This is a genomic window from Pseudomonas sp. TNT2022 ID1044 (genome assembly GCF_028656895.1).
Lineage (GTDB): Bacteria > Pseudomonadota > Gammaproteobacteria > Pseudomonadales > Pseudomonadaceae > Aquipseudomonas > Aquipseudomonas reinekei.
This window is the reverse complement of the sequence record NZ_JAMDHB010000022.1, coordinates 400303-416146: the sequence shown is the minus strand read 5'-3', so window position 1 is coordinate 416146 and position 15844 is coordinate 400303. Positions and strand designations below refer to the sequence as shown.

The window sequence follows — 15844 nt, the reverse complement described above, 5'->3', positions numbered from 1 at the left end:
CGAGGAAAGAAGTTCTATCGGGATTTAATGGGTGAGTGACATTCCAGATGCGGGAGCGAGCCTGCTCGCTCCCGCATTGTTGCGGGGGTGACCTTACTTGCCCGGTGTCAGTGTCAAGCGCTTGGTCCCGTACACCCTGTCAAAGTTCTGCGGTTGCATCGGCAGGCTCTGATACTGACCCTTGAGCCACGGATCGATGTTGTTCAGGTAGCTCGGGCTGGCGGGGTTGCCGGACTGGCCCGTGGCGTTCTGGCCCATCAGCGGTTCGGCCTGGCCGAAGTCGACGATGAAGCGCATGGCCGGTGCCAGCGTAGTGTTGAAGTCCTGGCCCCAGGCGAACGCAGCGGTATTGAGCGTGGTGTGATCGCCGCCGGCCGGCACGGGGCCGCGCACGGTCTGGCCGCTGGCGTTCTTCCATTCGTAGCGGTGCAGTTTGCCCCACTGCCAGGCCTTGTGATCGCCGCCCAACTGGCTGTCGCCGGCGGTAATGGCCGCGGCGAGGCTGCGGGCGAGAATCGCCGGTTTGTCTTCTTTCTGCGCGGTGCGCGCATCATCCCAGAACGGACTGTCTTCGCGGCCCAGCAAGTGATCGGCCTGGGCGGAATAGGACAATTTGCCGTTGGCGACGAAGGCTTTCCAGGCCGGGCTGTTTTGCGGCCCCAATTCATCGAGGAAGATCTGTTTCATGCTTTCCTGCAGAAACAGCGCGTAGATCGCCGCGTCGGAGGACGTCGGGGCCAGTTTGCCGTCGAAGGCCATCAAGCGGGCCAACGCCTCGCGCGCCTTGCCGCGATCCGCCACCGGCAGGCCCTCGATCGCCTGTTTGAGCGGCTGGGCCATGCCCGGCGCTTCAAACATTTTCTTCAGTTTGGCGGCGAAGGTAGTGGTCTGATCGTATTGCATGGCGATCAGGCTGCGGGTGTCATGTTTGCCCACGCCAGCCAGTTCCGCCAGGCGCTCGCCACGCTCCGGTGCCGACCAGGAATTGGACAGCTGCATGCCATAGCCATGGGGAATGACGCGCTGGTTGGCGGTGCCGAGCCAGCCTTGCGCCGGGTCCTGATCGTAGGGGTGCAGCATCGGGTCGGCGTAACCGTCCCAATCGTAACGATCCTCCCAGCCCGGCGAGGGCAGCAGGCCTTCGCCTTCGCGGCGGTTCGGGTAACGGCCGGTGACTTGCCAGCCAATGTTGCTGGCATCGGCAAACACCAGGTTCAAGGCGATGGCGCGGATCTCGCGGCTGGCGTCGGAAGCCTTCTCGACCGTCTGCGCGCGGGACAGGTCGAAAAACGCGTCCAGGGATTTGTCGTCGGTGAAGTTCGGCGTCTGCAAGGCCAGGCCGAAGCCGTTGCCTTGCGCCAGGCCTTGTGCGCTGTTGAGCAGCGGGCCGTGGCGTGTTTCGTACACTGCTTCGCGAATCGGCCGCTGGCCTTTGACGAAGTAGGTTTCGTTGCGCACGATTGCCGGTTGCCATTTGCCGTTGGATTCGTAGGCAAGACCATTACCCTGGCGGCGGATTTTTTCCAGGAACAGATCCTGGTTGTCACCCATGACGGTGGTTGTGCTCCACGCCACTTTGCCGTTGAAGCCACCCAGCACCATGGGCAAGCCGGCGATGGTCACGCCGGACGCCTGATACTTCGGGGCGCGAATCTGCACGTAGCTATAGAGCGACGGCACGCCCATCGGGCCATGGCTGTCGCTGGCCAGCAGGCTTTTGCCGCTGCGGCTGCGCGATGGGGCAATCGCCCAGTTGTTCGAGGAAATCGCGCCCAGCAGGTTCAGGTCGGACAGCTGGCCCGCGGCTTTGCTGATGTCGGCCAACCCCGGAATTTGTCCGTTGAGCTTGATGCCTTGCAGCTTGTCGCTTTCAGCCGATGGCAGTTTTTCGTCGGGAGCGGACGGCGTCAGCCACGGCAGTTTGTCGGTGGTGACGGTTTGCGCGAGGACCAGCGCGGAAATTTCTTCCGGCAGGTTGGCGGACTGACTGAAGTTCAACAGGCAGAAAATCAGCGCTGAATCTTCCGGCTTCCAGTATTCAGGCTTGTAGCCGCTGGCAACCAGGTCGGCCGGCAGCTTGTCGCGGAATCGGAACAGGTAGGCGTTGACCCCGCGGGCATAGACTTCAAAGAAGCGTTTAAGGCGCGGCGAAGAGGCTTTGTACAGTTCATCGGCGCTTTTCTTCAGATTGACGGCGCGCATGTAGCGGTCGGCGTCGAGCAAGTCCGCACCGTGCATTTGCGCCAGTCGGCCCTGAGCCAGCAAGCGCAGGGTGACCATTTGCGTGATGCGGTCGCTGGCGTGCACATAACCGAGGGTAAACAGCGCGTCGTGGAATGTGCTGCTTTCGATCAACGGCATGCCCATCGCGTTGCGACGCACCGAAACGTTCTGCGCCAAACCCTTCAGCGGCTGTACGCCGGTGGTTGGCGGGAGGGTGTCCTGGGCATTGAAGCTCTGACAGCCGGTCAGGCTCAAAACCCCCGCGACTGCTGCGGCAACGCCGAACCGGGGTAGAAAATGTATGAGGGCTGGCGAGGCCATGGCAAAGCTCCTGCGGGGGGTAGCGTCAGTAAAGCCGCTACGTTAGTGAGCGGGAGGTGGCCGCGCAAGCGGGCTACAGGGTTATTTGAGGATTTGTCTGATAAGTTCAGCGACCAATGGTCAGGGAGATACGTCGGTATGGCGCTAATGGCAAACGCGGCATTGATCATCATCGATCAGCAGAAGGGCATCCTGCACCCCAGGCTCGGCCCTCGGAACAATCCTCAGGCCGAGGAGCGCATGCTCGAATTATTGGGGCATTGGCGTCGCAGCGCGCGGCCGATCATTCATGTCCAGCACTTGTCCCGCTCGGAAGACTCGGTGTTCTGGCCGCAGCAATCGGGTGTGGAGTTTCAGGAGCGATTTCAGCCGTTGCCTGGTGAGCATTTGATTCAGAAACAGGTGCCTGATGCGTTTTGTTCGACGGGGCTCGAAGCACTGTTGCGCGAGGCGGGGATCGGGCAGTTGATCATCGTCGGTGTGGCGACCCACAACTCGGTGGAGTCCACGGCGCGCACGGCAGGCAATCTGGGGTTTGACACCTGGGTGGCGCACGACGCGTGCTTTACCTTCGACAAGGCCGATTTTTTCGGTCATGCCCGTTCCGCAGAAGAAGTGCACGGCATGTCGCTGGGGAATTTGCATGGGGAGTATGCGACGGTGGTCGATACCGCGCAGATTCTTACGGCTGACTGAAAACCTGTGGGAGCTGGCTTGCCAGCGAAGCGGTGTGTCGGGCAAACCGCGTTGCGTGGATCGCCAGCAAGCCGGCTCCTGCAGGGGGATGGGGTTAACCCATCAAGCGCCGTGGCACTTCTTGAATTTCTTGCCGTTGCCGCATGGGCAAGGGTCGTTGCGGCCAACGTCTTTCAAGGCATTGCGCACCGGTTCCTGGTGGGCGTGGCCGCAGTTCGGGCCGTGGACATGGCCATGGTCGTGATCATGGTGGTCATGATCGTGGTTGCAGTCAGGGCCATGGACATGGGGTTGCTGGGTCATCAGGGTTACTCCGGAATTAGATCGGCGGGGATTATCACGCCATTACGCGTCAGGTGCACGTAGTGGGCGATGAATAAACCGGTTTCCATTTCACCTTCGAGACGATAAGGAATGCCTTGCTCGGCGTTTTTCAGCTGTTTGACCAGGTCTCTGACCTTGGGCCACAGGTTGGTGCGGATCGGCACCTTGTACGAACGGCTGGCCTTGGGCCCGATGGTGATCCAGTGTTCATGTTCGCCATCGGCCAGCAGGATGTCGCCCAGGTGAATACGATATTCCAGGCCGCGCACGGTCAGTTCGCTTTCGCTGCGGTTGTCGATGCGAAAGTGCAACACGAAACGCTGCTCCAGCAGTTTGGCGCGCACCACTTCCACCCGGGTCAGGTGCACTTCGGGGTCCGGCTCATCGCTGCTGAACCAGGACGCACAACCGCCGAGCCCGAGAATCAGGGCTGCCGTCAGCAGATAAAGTGCGATTCGCCGGGTGATCATGGTCGTGGTTCTCCTTGAACCACAGTCTAGCCGTTAAAAGATCGCAGCCTTCGGCAGCGCCTGCAGGCATACGCAATCCCCGCAGGCGCTGCCGAAAGCTGCGATCTTTTGACCTTGGATCAGCTACCGAAATACCCCGCGCAACACTTCTTGAACTTCTGCCCACTCGCGCAAGGACAGGCATCGTTGCGTCCGATGTCGAGTGCCACGGTGGGGTCGATGAAGTACCAGTGGCCGGCGTTCTGCACGAACGACGAGCGTTCGCGGTGGCTGTGTTCGCCGGTGCCGTCGTGCCAGCGCGCGGTAAAGGTCACGAACGCGTGTTCCGGCTGGCCGCCGAGCACTTCCGAGCTTTCCACCTCAAGGCCCAGCCAGGTGCTTTGGGCGCTCCAGTCGCTGATCGATTGCCGATCGAGCCCTGATTGCTGGGCGGGCAGGGTGGTTGCCACCAGATAATCGATCAGGCCCAGCACATAGGCGCTGTAGCGCGAGCGCATGAGGGCTTCGGCGCATGGCGCCGGGTGACCGGCATGGTAATGGCCGCAGCAGGCGTCGAGCAGGGTGCCGCTGCCGCAAGGGCAAATGGATGTACTCATTGCGTTACCACCAATATTTCCCGAAGTTTTCCGGATTGGCCCAGAAACGCGAATTGAGCCAGTCGGGGACTTGTTTGTAGTCAAGCAGATCGTAGGTGAACAGGGTCAGCACCTGCTCGTCGCGCTGGAAGCGCTCACTGGCTTGCAGGGCCAGGGAGAAAAAATCGGTCTCCTGCCAGCCGCTGGCCGGTAAATCGGCCAGAACAGCGATGCGGCTGGCATTGAGGTTACGGATGCCGCCGAGCAGGTTCAGGCCATCGCGCTTGGGCAAGTGTTCGAGGCAATCGACCACCAGCGCCAGATCAAACCGGCGCGCCGCCAGCTCGGCTGGCAACGACCCGGGTGCTGCATGCGCCACGCAGCTGTCGGGGTGTGCGAGCTTGAAGGCTTCAAGCGCCGGGAATTCGCTGGCGCCAATCAGCAACAGACGCGCCGGGGCGTAACGATCCAGCAAAGCGGCCAGCGCCTGTTGCGGCGTGCGCGAAGAAATAGCTGCAATCATCGAAGTTCCTCAATCAGATGTGCCAAGACTAGCCTGCCCGCAAGTTCGAGCCTAGAGCGGCTTTTACCGAAAAGTGACGATCTGCCGTGAACACGGGAGAAAACTGCAATGGCCTATTGCTGGCGGAGAATTAAACTCGGGTCTTTACTCCCTGAATCGGTTCTAAGCCGATCCTTAAGGAGAAAACTAGATGAGCATAGTTCGGACAGCATTACCCCTGGTTCTGCTAACCAGTGTGTTGACTGGTTGTGCAGGTTTGCAGAAAACCGACTGGCCGACATGTGCGGCCGTCGGTGGTGTCGTAGGTGCGGGTCTCGGCGCGACCGAAAGCTCGTCGTGGGCTGGCTGGGGCGCCTTGGTGGTGGGTGGTACGGCGGCAGCCTATTGCTGGGTTCACGGTGATGGCGACGAAGACGGCGATGGCGTGCTGGATAGCCGCGACAAGTGCCCGGGCACGCCTAAAGGCGTTCAGGTCGATGCCGATGGTTGCCCACCACCAGCACCTGCTCCAGTGGTTGAAGAAGCGGTGGTGGTCAAGGAAGAAACCATTGTTATTCGTGATGTCCACTTCCAGTTCGACAAAGCCACGCTGACCCAGTCTGACAAAGCAGTGCTCGACAAGATTGCCACTCGCTTGAAAGGGGAAGCACCAAACGCCCAACTGACGGTAACCGGTCACACCGACAGCGTGGGCAGCGATGCTTACAACCAGAAACTCTCGGATAGACGCGCCCGCTCGGTGGTTGAATACCTCATCCAGGAAGGCGTACCACGCGGCAGCTTCGTGTCTGTATCCGGTGCCGGTGAAAGCCAGCCGGTTGCCGAAAACAAAACGGCTGATGGCCGCGCGATGAACCGTCGCACGGAAATCAAAATCAACCGCTAGCTCCCTCGCATCCGCGGCTTGTGCAGTCGCGGATGCAGGTCTTTACTCCTGTGTAACCGGCATCGGCCGGTGACACAGGAGCTTCCAAAAATGAGCAATCTCACACGGACCGTCTTACCGGTTCTGCTGCTGGGCAGCCTGTTGACCGGTTGCGCTACTCACAGCGATGGCACTGCCCCCCTCAATCAACGTACCTGGCCAATCTGTAGCCTCCTTGGCGGACTGGTCGGCGGAGGCCTGGGCGCTATCGAAAGTAGCGGTTGGGCGGCCGGTGGAGCGGCGCTCGGTATTTTGACCGGTGGTTTGATCTGTTACGCCCAGGACGGTGACGAAGACGACGATGGCGTGTTTGACCGCCGCGATCGCTGCCCCGACACCCCGGCCAACACCCCTGTGGAACATCACGGTTGCCCGCTGCCGCAATACCCGGCCAGCGTGAAACCGGCCGAACCTGTGGCGCCTGAAGTCATCACGTTGAGCAATGACGTGTTCTTTGGTTTCGATCAGTCGGACCTGACCCCGACCGCGAAAAGCGAACTCGACGCGATCATGGGCAAACTGCAGGACGCCGACGTGGTGAGCATCAAGGTGATCGGTCATACCGACAGCGTTGGCTCGGACAGCTATAACCAAGGCCTTTCGGAACGTCGCGCGAGCAGCGTGGCGGAATACGTGCTGAGCCAGGGCGTAGCGCCGAACAAGCTCACCAGCGAGGGCAAGGGTGAAAGCCAGCCAGTGGCCGATAACGAAACCGAAGAAGGGCGCGCGAAAAACCGTCGCGTGGAATTGCACATCAATCGCTGAATCGCGGATTAGAGCTGTCGAGCGCGGATTGCCCGCGTTTCGACGGCCATTCGGCGATCTTCATGAAGAATTTTCGCTCACCCTCTGGCTTATCCCGCGTGGAAGCCGTTACTGTGCGCGCAAACAATAATTCTCATCGAGGGGCGTATGAAGGTGATCTGGGGGCTGGGGAAGCTGTTGACCCTGCTGTTCTGGCTGGTGGTGCTGGTCAATCAGCTCATGCCGTTTGTCCATCCGCTGCACCTGCTGGTCGCCCTGTCCGGCGGTGTTCTGGCAATCCTCCATCTGCTTGAAGCGCTATTTTGCAACCACAGCCTCAAAGGCCGCGCCCACCCTTGGCGTGATCGTCTGAAGATTGTCATTTTCGGCGTTTTCCACTTGCAAACCATCCCCGCTCCCACCGCATCTAAGGCTTCCCATGCGTAAACTCTGTCTGCTCGCCGCACTCATCAGCCCACTGGCCTGCGCTCAGGTGGTGAGCGTCGAAACCAACTCGCTGATGCGCCTGCCCAACACCACCAGCATCTTGCAGCTGGAACGCCTGGAAGTGGCGGACTATGGCACCTTGTTGATTCCCTCGAACGTGACCGAAGTGACCGTCGGCGAAGTGCACCTGGGGCGTGATGCGCGGATCGCGATCGTGCCCAGCGAACAGGTCCTGGAACTGAAATTCAGCCGTGCCGAGTTGTCCGAGGGCAGCCAGATTACCGCGCGCGGCGCGCCGGGCACTTATCAGAAAGCCGCTCGCTCCGGGCGCAACCTGAATCTGCAGATCAAAACACTTAATGCCCCGCAATTGTTTGTCGATGCGCGCGGTGGTGCGGGGGCGCCGGGCTTCGTCGGCCTCGACGGCGCCAATGGTCAGGCCCCAGGGTGCACCTGGGGGCAGGCTGGCCGAGGTGCCGATGGCAGCGACGGCAGTGACGGTCAGCCCGGCGCACCGGGAGCGCTGGTGAAGCTGGCAGTGCCGCGTGATTACCCGGCAGAACAGATCAAGGTTGAGGTTGCCGGTGGTGCAGGTGGCCTGGCCGGGCCGGGTGGAAAACCGGGGGCAGGCGGCAAGGCCAAAGGTTGCCTGATCTATAAAGCCGATGGCGGCAAGAGCGGCAAGCCGGGTGCGGACGGGCAACCGGGAGTTGCCGGAGCGGCGGGGGCTGTGACAGTACAGCGCTTGTAAGAACCACCAACAACCTGTGTGGCGAGGGAACAAGCTCCCTCGCCACGAGTGCCATGTCAGCTCAAAAGGTTGGCCTGAGCGCCGCAATCACGACCACCACCAGCCCCACCAGCAAATTGATCCCCACCAACCGGCGAATCCGCCCCAGCACCGCCGCTCCTGCCGGCCAATCCTGTGCTTCCACAGCCGTGCGCAGTTCCGGCAGCATCAACGCCTGAATCCGGATAAACAGCGCCGTCATCACCACAAACAAGCCCATCATCACCTGCACGTAGCGCGGCGCGTGTTCAAAACCGTTGAAATTCATATTCAGCATGACCACACCGCTGACGGGCAACAGCACCACCGCGCCCCAGACCCAGCGGAAAAAACCTTGAAACACTTCGACCCACAGCTTCAAGCGGGCAGGCCCCTCAAGTGCCGTGATCGCCGCGGGGCGCAAGACCATCCAGGCGAAAAACATGCCGCCCACCCACACCAGTGCGGCGAGGACATGCAGGCTGTAAACGAGGCTAAAAGCGGTCATTCGGGTACTCCGTTCTGCGCGGGATTCATTAGCGGGGTATGATAGCCGCCGAACCGAACCACTGAAAATTTATCCAGCGTTTTTTGCGCCCGACAATTCATGATCAGCACCGAACTCAAAACCACGATCCAGGGCGCCTACTCGCGTTTTCTCGAAGCCAAGAGCCTCAAGCCGCGCTACGGCCAACGCCTGATGATCGCCGAAATTGCCAAGGTCCTCGGTGACATCGACACCGACGACGAAGGCCGGCGCAGTGGCGACCCCGCGATTGTTGCGGTGGAAGCTGGCACCGGTACCGGCAAGACCGTGGCCTACAGCCTGGCGGCGATCCCGACGGCGAAGGCCGCGGGCAAGCGCCTGGTGATCGCCACGGCCACCGTCGCCCTGCAAGAGCAAATCGTCTACAAGGATTTGCCCGACCTGATGCGCAACAGCGGGCTGAACTTCAGCTTCGCCCTGGCCAAGGGCCGCGGGCGCTACATGTGCCTGTCCAAGCTCGACATGTTGCTCCAGGAAGGTCACGCACAAACCGCCACGGCGCAGTTGTTCGAAGAAGAAGGCTTCAAGATCGAAGTCGATGAGGCCAGCCAGAAGCTGTTCACCAGCATGATCGAGAAGCTCGCCGGCAATAAATGGGACGGCGACCGCGACAGTTGGTCCACCGCGCTCGAAGACGCCGACTGGGCACGCCTGACCACCGATCACAGCCAATGCACCAACCGCCATTGCCCTAACTTCGGCCAGTGCGCCTTCTACAAGGCCCGCGAAGGCATGGGCAAGGTCGACGTCATCGTCACCAACCACGACATGGTGCTGGCTGACCTGGCCTTGGGCGGCGGCGCCGTGCTGCCGGACCCGCGCGATACCATCTACGTGTTCGACGAAGGCCACCACCTGCCGGACAAGGCCATCGGCCATTTCGCTCATTACACGCGCCTGCGCTCCACCGCCGACTGGCTGGAAACCACCGCGAAAAACCTCACCAAGCTGCTGGCCCAGCACCCGTTGCCGGGCGACCTGGGCAAGCTCATCGAGCAAGTGCCCGAGCTGGCGCGGGAGATCAAGACCCAGCAGCAGTTCATGTTCACCGCCTGCGAACAGGTTGCCGATTTCAAGCCCGGCGAAGACGTCGAAGGCCGCGAACGCCCGCGTCATCGGTTCGTCGGCGGGGTGATTCCCGAACACATGCGCGAGATGGGCACCGAATTGAAGAAAGGCTTTGCCCGCCTGACTGACCTGTTCACACGCCTGACCGAATTGCTCAAGGAAGGCATGGATGGCGAGGTCAACATCGGCATCGCCAGCAACCAGGCCGAAGAGTGGTATCCGCTGTTCGGCAGCCTGTTGTCGCGTTCTTCGGGCAACTGGGAGTTGTGGGTCGCGTTCACCGCTGAAGACCCGGAAGACAACCCGCCCATGGCCCGTTGGTTGACCCTGGCCGAAAGCGGCTCGTTATTCGACATCGAGGTCAACGCCAGCCCGATCCTCGCGGCAGAGATGCTGCGACGCAACCTGTGGAACGTGGCCTACGGCGCGCTGGTGACCTCCGCGACCCTGACGGCCCTCGGCACCTTCGACCGCTTCCGCATGCGCGCCGGGCTGCCGAAAAAAGCTGTCACCGCCGTAGTGCCGAGCCCGTTCCATCACGCTGACGCCGGTGTGTTGCGGGTGCCGAACCTCAACGCCGATCCCCGTGATGCGGCCGCGCACACCGCCGCGATCATCCGTGATCTGCCGGATCTGGTCGAAGGCTCGCGCGGTACGCTGGTGCTGTTCTCGTCCCGCAAGCAAATGCAGGACGTGTTCGACGGCCTCGACCGCGACTGGCGCAAACAGGTGTTCATACAAGGCAACCTGTCGAAACAGGAAACCCTGAACAAACACAAGGCGCGGGTTGATGGCGGTGATTCCAGCGTGTTGTTCGGCCTGGCAAGCTTTGCCGAAGGGGTCGACTTGCCCGGCGCCTATTGCGAGCACGTGGTCATCGCCAAGATTCCGTTCTCGGTGCCGGATGACCCGGTCGAAGCGGCACTGGCCGAATGGATCGAAGCCCGAGGCGGCAATCCGTTCATGGAAATCTCGGTGCCGGACGCCTCGTTGAAGCTGGTTCAGGCCTGCGGTCGCTTGCTGCGGACCGAAGAAGACCGCGGCACCATCACTTTGCTCGACCGGCGTCTGGTGACCCAGCGCTACGGCAAAGCGATCCTCAATGCGTTGCCTCCTTTCCGACGTGAAATTTCCTGAAACACCGGTGGGCAGTTTTGCCCGCCGCGTTGTCTATCTTTCAGCCATCGCTTTTCCACTGGCCCATTGAAGGTCGTTAGGGAGAATTTCGTTCTCATGATTCGCCGTTCGTTGCCTGCCGTTTTTGCCCTGTTGTTCGCAACGCCCTTGCTGGCCGCGCCCACCGGGCAGCAGACGCTGTTCAACTTTGTACGCCCCGCCGACGTGGTCCAGGTGGCGACTCAGGACGCCAGCCTGCCGCAATCCAACGCCGAGCAAACCCCCGAGGGCGAAGTGTTGCGCCGGGTGACGTTCAACCCGGTCGCCAGGCCGACCCTGCGCCTGACCCCGCAGACCGGCGCTTGGGACTGGTCGCAGTCGGGCATGATGAGCCTGCGCATGCAGAGCGCGATGAACTGGGCCGTGACCCTGTACGTGACCATCCAGAGCAACGATGGCAAGACACTGGTCAGCCGTGTCGATCTGCCGGCCGGTCCGGCGCAAACCCTGCTGGTGCCGCTGCAGCCGACGTCGCCGCTGAGCCTGGGCATGAAAGCCGGTCCGCCGATGCCGATGACCGTCGACGGTCAGCGCATTCTGTTGGCCAGCAGCGCTGGTGAGCTGGATCGCCGCCAGGTGGTGTCGGTGAGCGTGTCGATGGATCAACCGAAAGTTGCCCAGAGCATCTTGCTGGAGCGCTTTGGCGTGCAGGATGGCGAGGCCGTCACCCAAGCCGTGTATGGCGGTCTGGTGGATGCTTACGGCCAATCGACCCGGGCCAAATGGCCTGAGAAAGTCAGTAACGATGAACAACTGAAAAGCGCCGCCGCCAAGGAGCAGCAACAGCTGAAAACCTGGCTGGCCGAGCGCAATAAGTCTTCGCTGGACAAGTTCGGCGGCTGGACCAAAGGCCCGGCATTCAAGGCCAGCGGTTTTTTCCGGACCGAGAAGCGTGACGGCCGCTGGTACCTGGTGACACCGCAAGGGCATCCGTTTTATTCGCTGGGGGTCAACACGGTTGCAGCAGACGTCAACCAGACGTACATCGCCGGCCGCGAGTGGATGTTCGAATCCTTGCCCAAGGCTGAGGAGCCTTTGGCCAGCCATTTCGGCGAAGGGGATAACCGCGGCGGCAACGGTGCCGATCAGGGGCGTGGCTTCAGCTTCGGTCGCTGGTATGACTTTTACGGGGCCAACTTGCAGCGCCTGTACGGCGACCCCTGCGCACTGGGCAGCGACACCAAGGCCGGTGTTGCCGCAGCCGCCAAGGCTGACGCGGTAGAGGCAACGACAGAAAAAGCCGCCGAGCAACCGGTGGTGCCTTCGAGTGCCGAATCGGGTGTTGCCGAGGCGGCCAGAACCGATGCCAGCGACGCGAGCGCCGCTAAAACCGTCGAGCCAGCGCCTGTCGAACCCTGCAAAGTGGCCTTTGACGAAAAACGCTGGACCGGTCACACCCTCGACCGTCTGCAAGCCTGGGGCTTCAACACCGTGGGCAACTGGAGCGCGCCGGCACTGGCCAATGCTGACCGAGTGCCCTACACGTTACCGCTGTCGATTGTCGGCGATTACGCCAGCATCAGCACCGGCAGCGACTGGTGGGGCGGCATGCCTGACCCGTTCGATCCGCGTTTCGCCATGGCCACCGAGCGCGCCGTGGCCATCGCCGCCCGTGATCATCGCGACGATCCATGGCTGATCGGTTACTACGCCGACAACGAACTGGCCTGGGCCGGTCCCGGCGATGACCCGAAAGCCCGTTATGCCTTGGCGTATGGCACCTTGAAAATGACCACAGACGTGCCGGCCAAGCGTGCGTTCCTCAAGCAGTTGCGCGACAAGTACCGCAATCAGGCGGGCCTTTCCAAGGCCTGGGGCATTGATCTGCCAGCGTGGGAGTTGATGGAAGACCCAGGTTTCGTGCCACCGCTGCCGAGCGCCGAGCACCCGGAAATCGAGGCTGACTTCAAATACTTCCAGAAGGTTTTCGCCGACACCTACTTCAAGACCATTTCCGATTCGCTCAAGTGGCACGCGCCGAACCAGTTGCTGCTCGGCGGCCGTTTTGCCATCAGCACCCCGGAAGCCGTCGAGTCCTGCGCCCACTATTGCGATGTGTTGAGCTTCAACATGTACACCCTGCAGCCGCAGGACGGTTACGACTTCGCCAAACTGCGCAGCCTGGATAAACCGGTGTTGATTACCGAGTTCAACTTCGGCTCGACCGATCGCGGCCCATTCTGGGGCGGCGTGACGCAACTGGCTAAGGAGGAAGATCGAGGCACCGCTTATGCGAACTTCCTCAAACAGGCGTTGAACGAGCCGTCTGTCGTCGGGGTGCACTGGTTCCAATACCTCGATCAACCCGTGACCGGGCGACTGCTGGATGGCGAAAATGGGCATTTTGGTCTGGTGGGGATTACCGATCTGCCGTTCCAGGGCTTTGTCGATAGCGTGCGCAAGAGCAATCTCGCGGCCATTGATCAGTTGGCCAAGGACGCCGAGAAGGCTGCAGCCGAGGCGAACAAACCCAGCCATGACGCTGAGGGTGGCCGAGAGGCCGATGCCGGCAAAGGCCCGGGGAAGGGCGCGGGTGGGCATTCTGGCAAAGGCCACTAAAGCGGTTGCCGCAGGCTGCCTTCAGTTGACCTGACCGCCCGGCCCGACCCTGTTCCCAAAACCCTCAAGGGCTGGAACAATGCGGCCCACTTTACAGAACGTTTTTCCGGGGAGTTGCGGGTGCAGATTCAGGGTCATTACGAGCTTCAATTCGAGGCAGTGCGTGAAGCGTTCGCGGCGCTGTTCGACGATCCCCAGGAACGTGGCGCGGCGTTGTGCATCAAAATCGGCGGTGAAACCGTGCTCGACCTGTGGTCCGGCACCGCTGACAAGGATGGCGCCGAAGCCTGGCACAGCGACACCATTGCTAACCTGTTCTCCTGCACCAAGACCTTCACCGCCGTCACCGCCTTGCAATTAGTGGCCGAAGGCAAGCTGCAACTGGATGCTCCGGTTGCCCGCTACTGGCCTGAGTTTGCCGACGCTGGCAAAGAATCCGTGACCCTGCGTCAATTGCTCTGCCATCAGGCCGGCCTGCCGGCATTGCGCGAGTTGCTGGCGCCCGAAGCGCTTTACGACTGGCAAACCATGGTTGACGCCCTGGCCGCCGAAGCACCGTGGTGGACACCGGGCGAAGGCCACGGTTATGCGGCCATCACCTACGGTTGGCTGGTTGGCGAATTGCTGCGCCGGGCCGACGGGCGCGGTCCGGGTGAGTCAATTGTGGCGCGGGTCGCCAAGCCGTTGGGCCTGGATTTCCACGTCGGTCTGGCCGATGAAGAGTTTCACCGCGTGGCGCACATCGCCCGTGGCAAGGGCAACGTCGGCGATGCGGCGGCTCAGCGCCTGCTGCAAGTGACCATGCGTGAACCGACGGCCATGACTACCCGCGCGTTCACCAATCCACCTTCGGTGCTGACCAGCACCAACAAGCCGGAATGGCGGCGCATGCAGCAACCGGCGGCCAACGGCCACGGCAATGCGCGCAGCCTGGCCGGGTTCTACGCCGGTTTGCTCGATGGCAGCTTGCTGGAAAGCGAAATGCTCGACGAACTGACCCGCGAGCACAGCCTCGGCGAGGATAAGACGCTGCTGACCCGTACCCGTTTCGGCCTGGGTTGCATGCTCGATCAACCGGATGTCCCCAACGCGACATTCGGCCTGGGCCCGCGCGCGTTCGGGCATCCGGGCGCCGGTGGTTCCATCGGCTTTGCTGACCCGGAGCACGATGTGGCGTTCGGTTTTGTGACAAATACACTGGGCCCGTACGTCTTGATGGATCCGCGCGCACAAAAGCTTGTGCGGGTACTGGCCACTTGTCTGTAAAACCTGCTGAGGGTTCCGGGAGCTGGAACCCAAAAGACTTTTCAGTTTCAAAGCGTCTGTTTATGCGGGCCAATCCGGCCTGATTTTTTTATGACTTCATTTTTGTGGATATCCAATGTCAACCAAACCCACTCTCGCTTTGGCACTGTGCTTCGCTATTACCGGTTGCGCACAGAATCCTAAAAATGATGCAGACGGCGGCAGTTGGTGGCCGTTCGGCTCTTCCGACAAAGTTGCCGCGAAAGATCCTGCGCCGGCCCCGTTGAAACCTGCCGCCAGCGCTCCGGTGGCCAAGACTGAAAGCACCAGCCCCTGGTACTGGCCGTTCGGCTCCGATGACGACGCGAGCAAGGCGGCTGCCAAAGCGGAAGCCAAACCTGCCGCTGTCGCCAAGGCCGATGCCGAAGCCGGTGGCAAGTGGTGGTGGCCGTTCGGTGGCAAAGAGCAGAGCACCGCCAAAGTGGTGCCGATGCCTGATCCCAAAGTCACCCAGGCCTGGCTCGACGATTACGAGCCGCGCCTGCGTACCGCGATCAAGGACAGCAACCTGCAACTCGAACGCCGTGAAAACGTACTGGTGGTGACGGCGCCGGTCGAAGGCTCGTTCAACCCGGATCGCCCGTCCATGTTGTTGCCGGTAACCCTGGGGCCGTTCACCCGGGTCGCGAAAATCCTCGAAGTCGACCCCAAGACAGCCGTGCTGGTGCTGGGCCACAGCGATACCTCGGGCGCCGCCCCAGCCAACGTCAAGTTGAGCCAGGAACGTGCACAGGCGGTTGCGGCGATTTTCCGTCTCAGCGGCCTGCAACGTGATCGCCTGATGCTGCGCGGCATGGGCAGTGAAGCGCCGCGTGCGGCCAACGACAGCGTTGAAGGGCGGGCCTTGAACCGTCGCGTGGAACTGCTGGTGACCCCGCAAAACACCATGGTCGCCTTGCTGAGCAAGTACAACATGCCGGCACCGGCGCCGGTCACCCTGGTGGCCGCCCAAGACATCAAACCGGTCGCCAAGCCTGTGACCCCGGCCCCGGCCGCGAAGAAGGCTGCAGTGCCTGCCGTGAAAAAAGCACCGGCCAAGAAAGCCGCGGCCAAGAAGACCCCGGCTAAAACCGCGACTCCGGCGAAAAAGACTGCACCGGCCAAAGCCGCTGCCGACACCAAGAAAGTCGCGGCCGCCGATACCACAAAGAAGTGATTCATTAACCAAAAGG

Annotated in this window: 15 protein-coding genes; 9 read left to right on the top strand and 6 right to left on the bottom strand. The window is 61.6% G+C overall.

Going from position 1 to position 15844, the window contains the following annotated elements; genetic code table 11:
• Window positions 1-93: 93 nt before the first annotated feature.
• Window positions 94-2544 carry a penicillin acylase family protein gene (locus M5G20_RS24355; protein WP_273921252.1) on the bottom strand — a complete coding sequence of 817 codons (2451 nt, stop codon included), beginning with the start codon at window positions 2542-2544 and terminating at the stop codon, window positions 94-96.
• Window positions 2545-2682: 138 nt separating this feature from the next.
• Here M5G20_RS24355 and M5G20_RS24350 point away from each other — a divergent pair, with 138 nt between their 5' ends.
• A complete protein-coding gene (locus M5G20_RS24350; protein WP_273921251.1) occupies window positions 2683-3240 on the top strand; it encodes a cysteine hydrolase family protein in 558 nt (185 codons plus the stop codon).
• A 102-nt stretch (window positions 3241-3342) separates the two neighbouring features.
• On the opposite strand, the gene M5G20_RS24345 is transcribed toward M5G20_RS24350, so the two are convergent.
• The 4 genes from M5G20_RS24345 to M5G20_RS24330 all read right to left on the bottom strand — a co-directional run bounded on the left by M5G20_RS24345 (window position 3343) and on the right by M5G20_RS24330 (window position 5132).
• Window positions 3343-3543 carry an SEC-C metal-binding domain-containing protein gene (locus M5G20_RS24345; RefSeq protein ID WP_034146774.1) on the bottom strand — a complete coding sequence of 67 codons (201 nt, stop codon included), beginning with the start codon at window positions 3541-3543 and terminating at the stop codon, window positions 3343-3345.
• Between the two features lie 5 nt (window positions 3544-3548).
• Window positions 3549-4034 carry an LEA type 2 family protein gene (locus tag M5G20_RS24340; protein WP_273921250.1) on the bottom strand — a complete coding sequence of 162 codons (486 nt, stop codon included), beginning with the start codon at window positions 4032-4034 and terminating at the stop codon, window positions 3549-3551.
• 119 nt (window positions 4035-4153) lie between these two features.
• Window positions 4154-4630, bottom strand: coding sequence for a YchJ family protein (locus M5G20_RS24335; protein ID WP_273921249.1), 477 nt, complete (start codon window positions 4628-4630; stop codon window positions 4154-4156).
• A 4-nt stretch (window positions 4631-4634) separates the two neighbouring features.
• Window positions 4635-5132 carry a DUF6231 family protein gene (locus tag M5G20_RS24330; protein ID WP_273921248.1) on the bottom strand — a complete coding sequence of 166 codons (498 nt, stop codon included), beginning with the start codon at window positions 5130-5132 and terminating at the stop codon, window positions 4635-4637.
• Window positions 5133-5322: 190 nt separating this feature from the next.
• Between M5G20_RS24330 and M5G20_RS24325 the strand changes: the two genes are divergently transcribed.
• The 4 genes from M5G20_RS24325 to M5G20_RS24310 all read left to right on the top strand — a co-directional run bounded on the left by M5G20_RS24325 (window position 5323) and on the right by M5G20_RS24310 (window position 7999).
• Window positions 5323-6018 (top strand): OmpA family protein, encoded by a 696-nt coding sequence (locus M5G20_RS24325; RefSeq protein WP_273921247.1) that lies wholly within the window; start codon window positions 5323-5325, stop codon window positions 6016-6018.
• A 90-nt stretch (window positions 6019-6108) separates the two neighbouring features.
• Window positions 6109-6822: an OmpA family protein gene (locus M5G20_RS24320; protein WP_273921246.1), complete on the top strand. Its 714-nt coding sequence runs from the start codon at window positions 6109-6111 to the stop codon at window positions 6820-6822.
• A 147-nt stretch (window positions 6823-6969) separates the two neighbouring features.
• On the top strand, window positions 6970-7248 hold the full coding sequence (locus M5G20_RS24315) for a DUF1145 domain-containing protein (protein ID WP_273921245.1): 279 nt from the start codon (window positions 6970-6972) through the stop codon (window positions 7246-7248).
• Window positions 7241-7999: a collagen-like triple helix repeat-containing protein gene (locus tag M5G20_RS24310; RefSeq protein ID WP_273921243.1), complete on the top strand. Its 759-nt coding sequence runs from the start codon at window positions 7241-7243 to the stop codon at window positions 7997-7999. The genes M5G20_RS24315 and M5G20_RS24310 overlap by 8 nt, the downstream gene beginning before the upstream one ends.
• Window positions 8000-8060: 61 nt before the next feature.
• On the opposite strand, the gene M5G20_RS24305 is transcribed toward M5G20_RS24310, so the two are convergent.
• Window positions 8061-8525 carry a CopD family protein gene (locus tag M5G20_RS24305; RefSeq protein ID WP_273921242.1) on the bottom strand — a complete coding sequence of 155 codons (465 nt, stop codon included), beginning with the start codon at window positions 8523-8525 and terminating at the stop codon, window positions 8061-8063.
• Between the two features lie 99 nt (window positions 8526-8624).
• Here M5G20_RS24305 and dinG point away from each other — a divergent pair, with 99 nt between their 5' ends.
• The 4 genes from dinG to M5G20_RS24285 all read left to right on the top strand — a co-directional run bounded on the left by dinG (window position 8625) and on the right by M5G20_RS24285 (window position 15828).
• Entirely contained in the window at window positions 8625-10769 is a 2145-nt protein-coding gene (gene dinG / locus M5G20_RS24300; protein ID WP_212625589.1) for an ATP-dependent DNA helicase DinG, read from the top strand.
• A 96-nt stretch (window positions 10770-10865) separates the two neighbouring features.
• A complete protein-coding gene (locus tag M5G20_RS24295) occupies window positions 10866-13367 on the top strand; it encodes a beta-galactosidase (RefSeq protein ID WP_273921241.1) in 2502 nt (833 codons plus the stop codon).
• Window positions 13368-13487: 120 nt separating this feature from the next.
• On the top strand, window positions 13488-14633 hold the full coding sequence (locus M5G20_RS24290; protein WP_273921239.1) for a serine hydrolase domain-containing protein: 1146 nt from the start codon (window positions 13488-13490) through the stop codon (window positions 14631-14633).
• 115 nt (window positions 14634-14748) lie between these two features.
• Window positions 14749-15828 (top strand): OmpA family protein, encoded by a 1080-nt coding sequence (locus M5G20_RS24285; protein WP_273921238.1) that lies wholly within the window; start codon window positions 14749-14751, stop codon window positions 15826-15828.
• Window positions 15829-15844: the final 16 nt, after the last annotated feature.

Excerpts from the sequence above, each read along its gene's own strand:
- M5G20_RS24355 (WP_273921252.1), bottom strand. The coding sequence starts at position 2,544 with ATGGCCTCGCCAGCCCTCATACATTTTCTACCCCGGTTCGGCGTTGCC.
- M5G20_RS24350 (WP_273921251.1), top strand. The coding sequence starts at position 2,683 with ATGGCGCTAATGGCAAACGCGGCATTGATCATCATCGATCAGCAGAAG.
- M5G20_RS24345 (WP_034146774.1), bottom strand. The coding sequence starts at position 3,543 with ATGACCCAGCAACCCCATGTCCATGGCCCTGACTGCAACCACGATCAT.
- M5G20_RS24340 (WP_273921250.1), bottom strand. The coding sequence starts at position 4,034 with ATGATCACCCGGCGAATCGCACTTTATCTGCTGACGGCAGCCCTGATT.
- M5G20_RS24335 (WP_273921249.1), bottom strand. The coding sequence starts at position 4,630 with ATGAGTACATCCATTTGCCCTTGCGGCAGCGGCACCCTGCTCGACGCC.
- M5G20_RS24330 (WP_273921248.1), bottom strand. The coding sequence starts at position 5,132 with ATGATTGCAGCTATTTCTTCGCGCACGCCGCAACAGGCGCTGGCCGCT.
- M5G20_RS24325 (WP_273921247.1), top strand. The coding sequence starts at position 5,323 with ATGAGCATAGTTCGGACAGCATTACCCCTGGTTCTGCTAACCAGTGTG.
- M5G20_RS24320 (WP_273921246.1), top strand. The coding sequence starts at position 6,109 with ATGAGCAATCTCACACGGACCGTCTTACCGGTTCTGCTGCTGGGCAGC.
- M5G20_RS24315 (WP_273921245.1), top strand. The coding sequence starts at position 6,970 with ATGAAGGTGATCTGGGGGCTGGGGAAGCTGTTGACCCTGCTGTTCTGG.
- M5G20_RS24310 (WP_273921243.1), top strand. The coding sequence starts at position 7,241 with ATGCGTAAACTCTGTCTGCTCGCCGCACTCATCAGCCCACTGGCCTGC.
- M5G20_RS24305 (WP_273921242.1), bottom strand. The coding sequence starts at position 8,525 with ATGACCGCTTTTAGCCTCGTTTACAGCCTGCATGTCCTCGCCGCACTG.
- dinG (WP_212625589.1), top strand. The coding sequence starts at position 8,625 with ATGATCAGCACCGAACTCAAAACCACGATCCAGGGCGCCTACTCGCGT.
- M5G20_RS24295 (WP_273921241.1), top strand. The coding sequence starts at position 10,866 with ATGATTCGCCGTTCGTTGCCTGCCGTTTTTGCCCTGTTGTTCGCAACG.
- M5G20_RS24285 (WP_273921238.1), top strand. The coding sequence starts at position 14,749 with ATGTCAACCAAACCCACTCTCGCTTTGGCACTGTGCTTCGCTATTACC.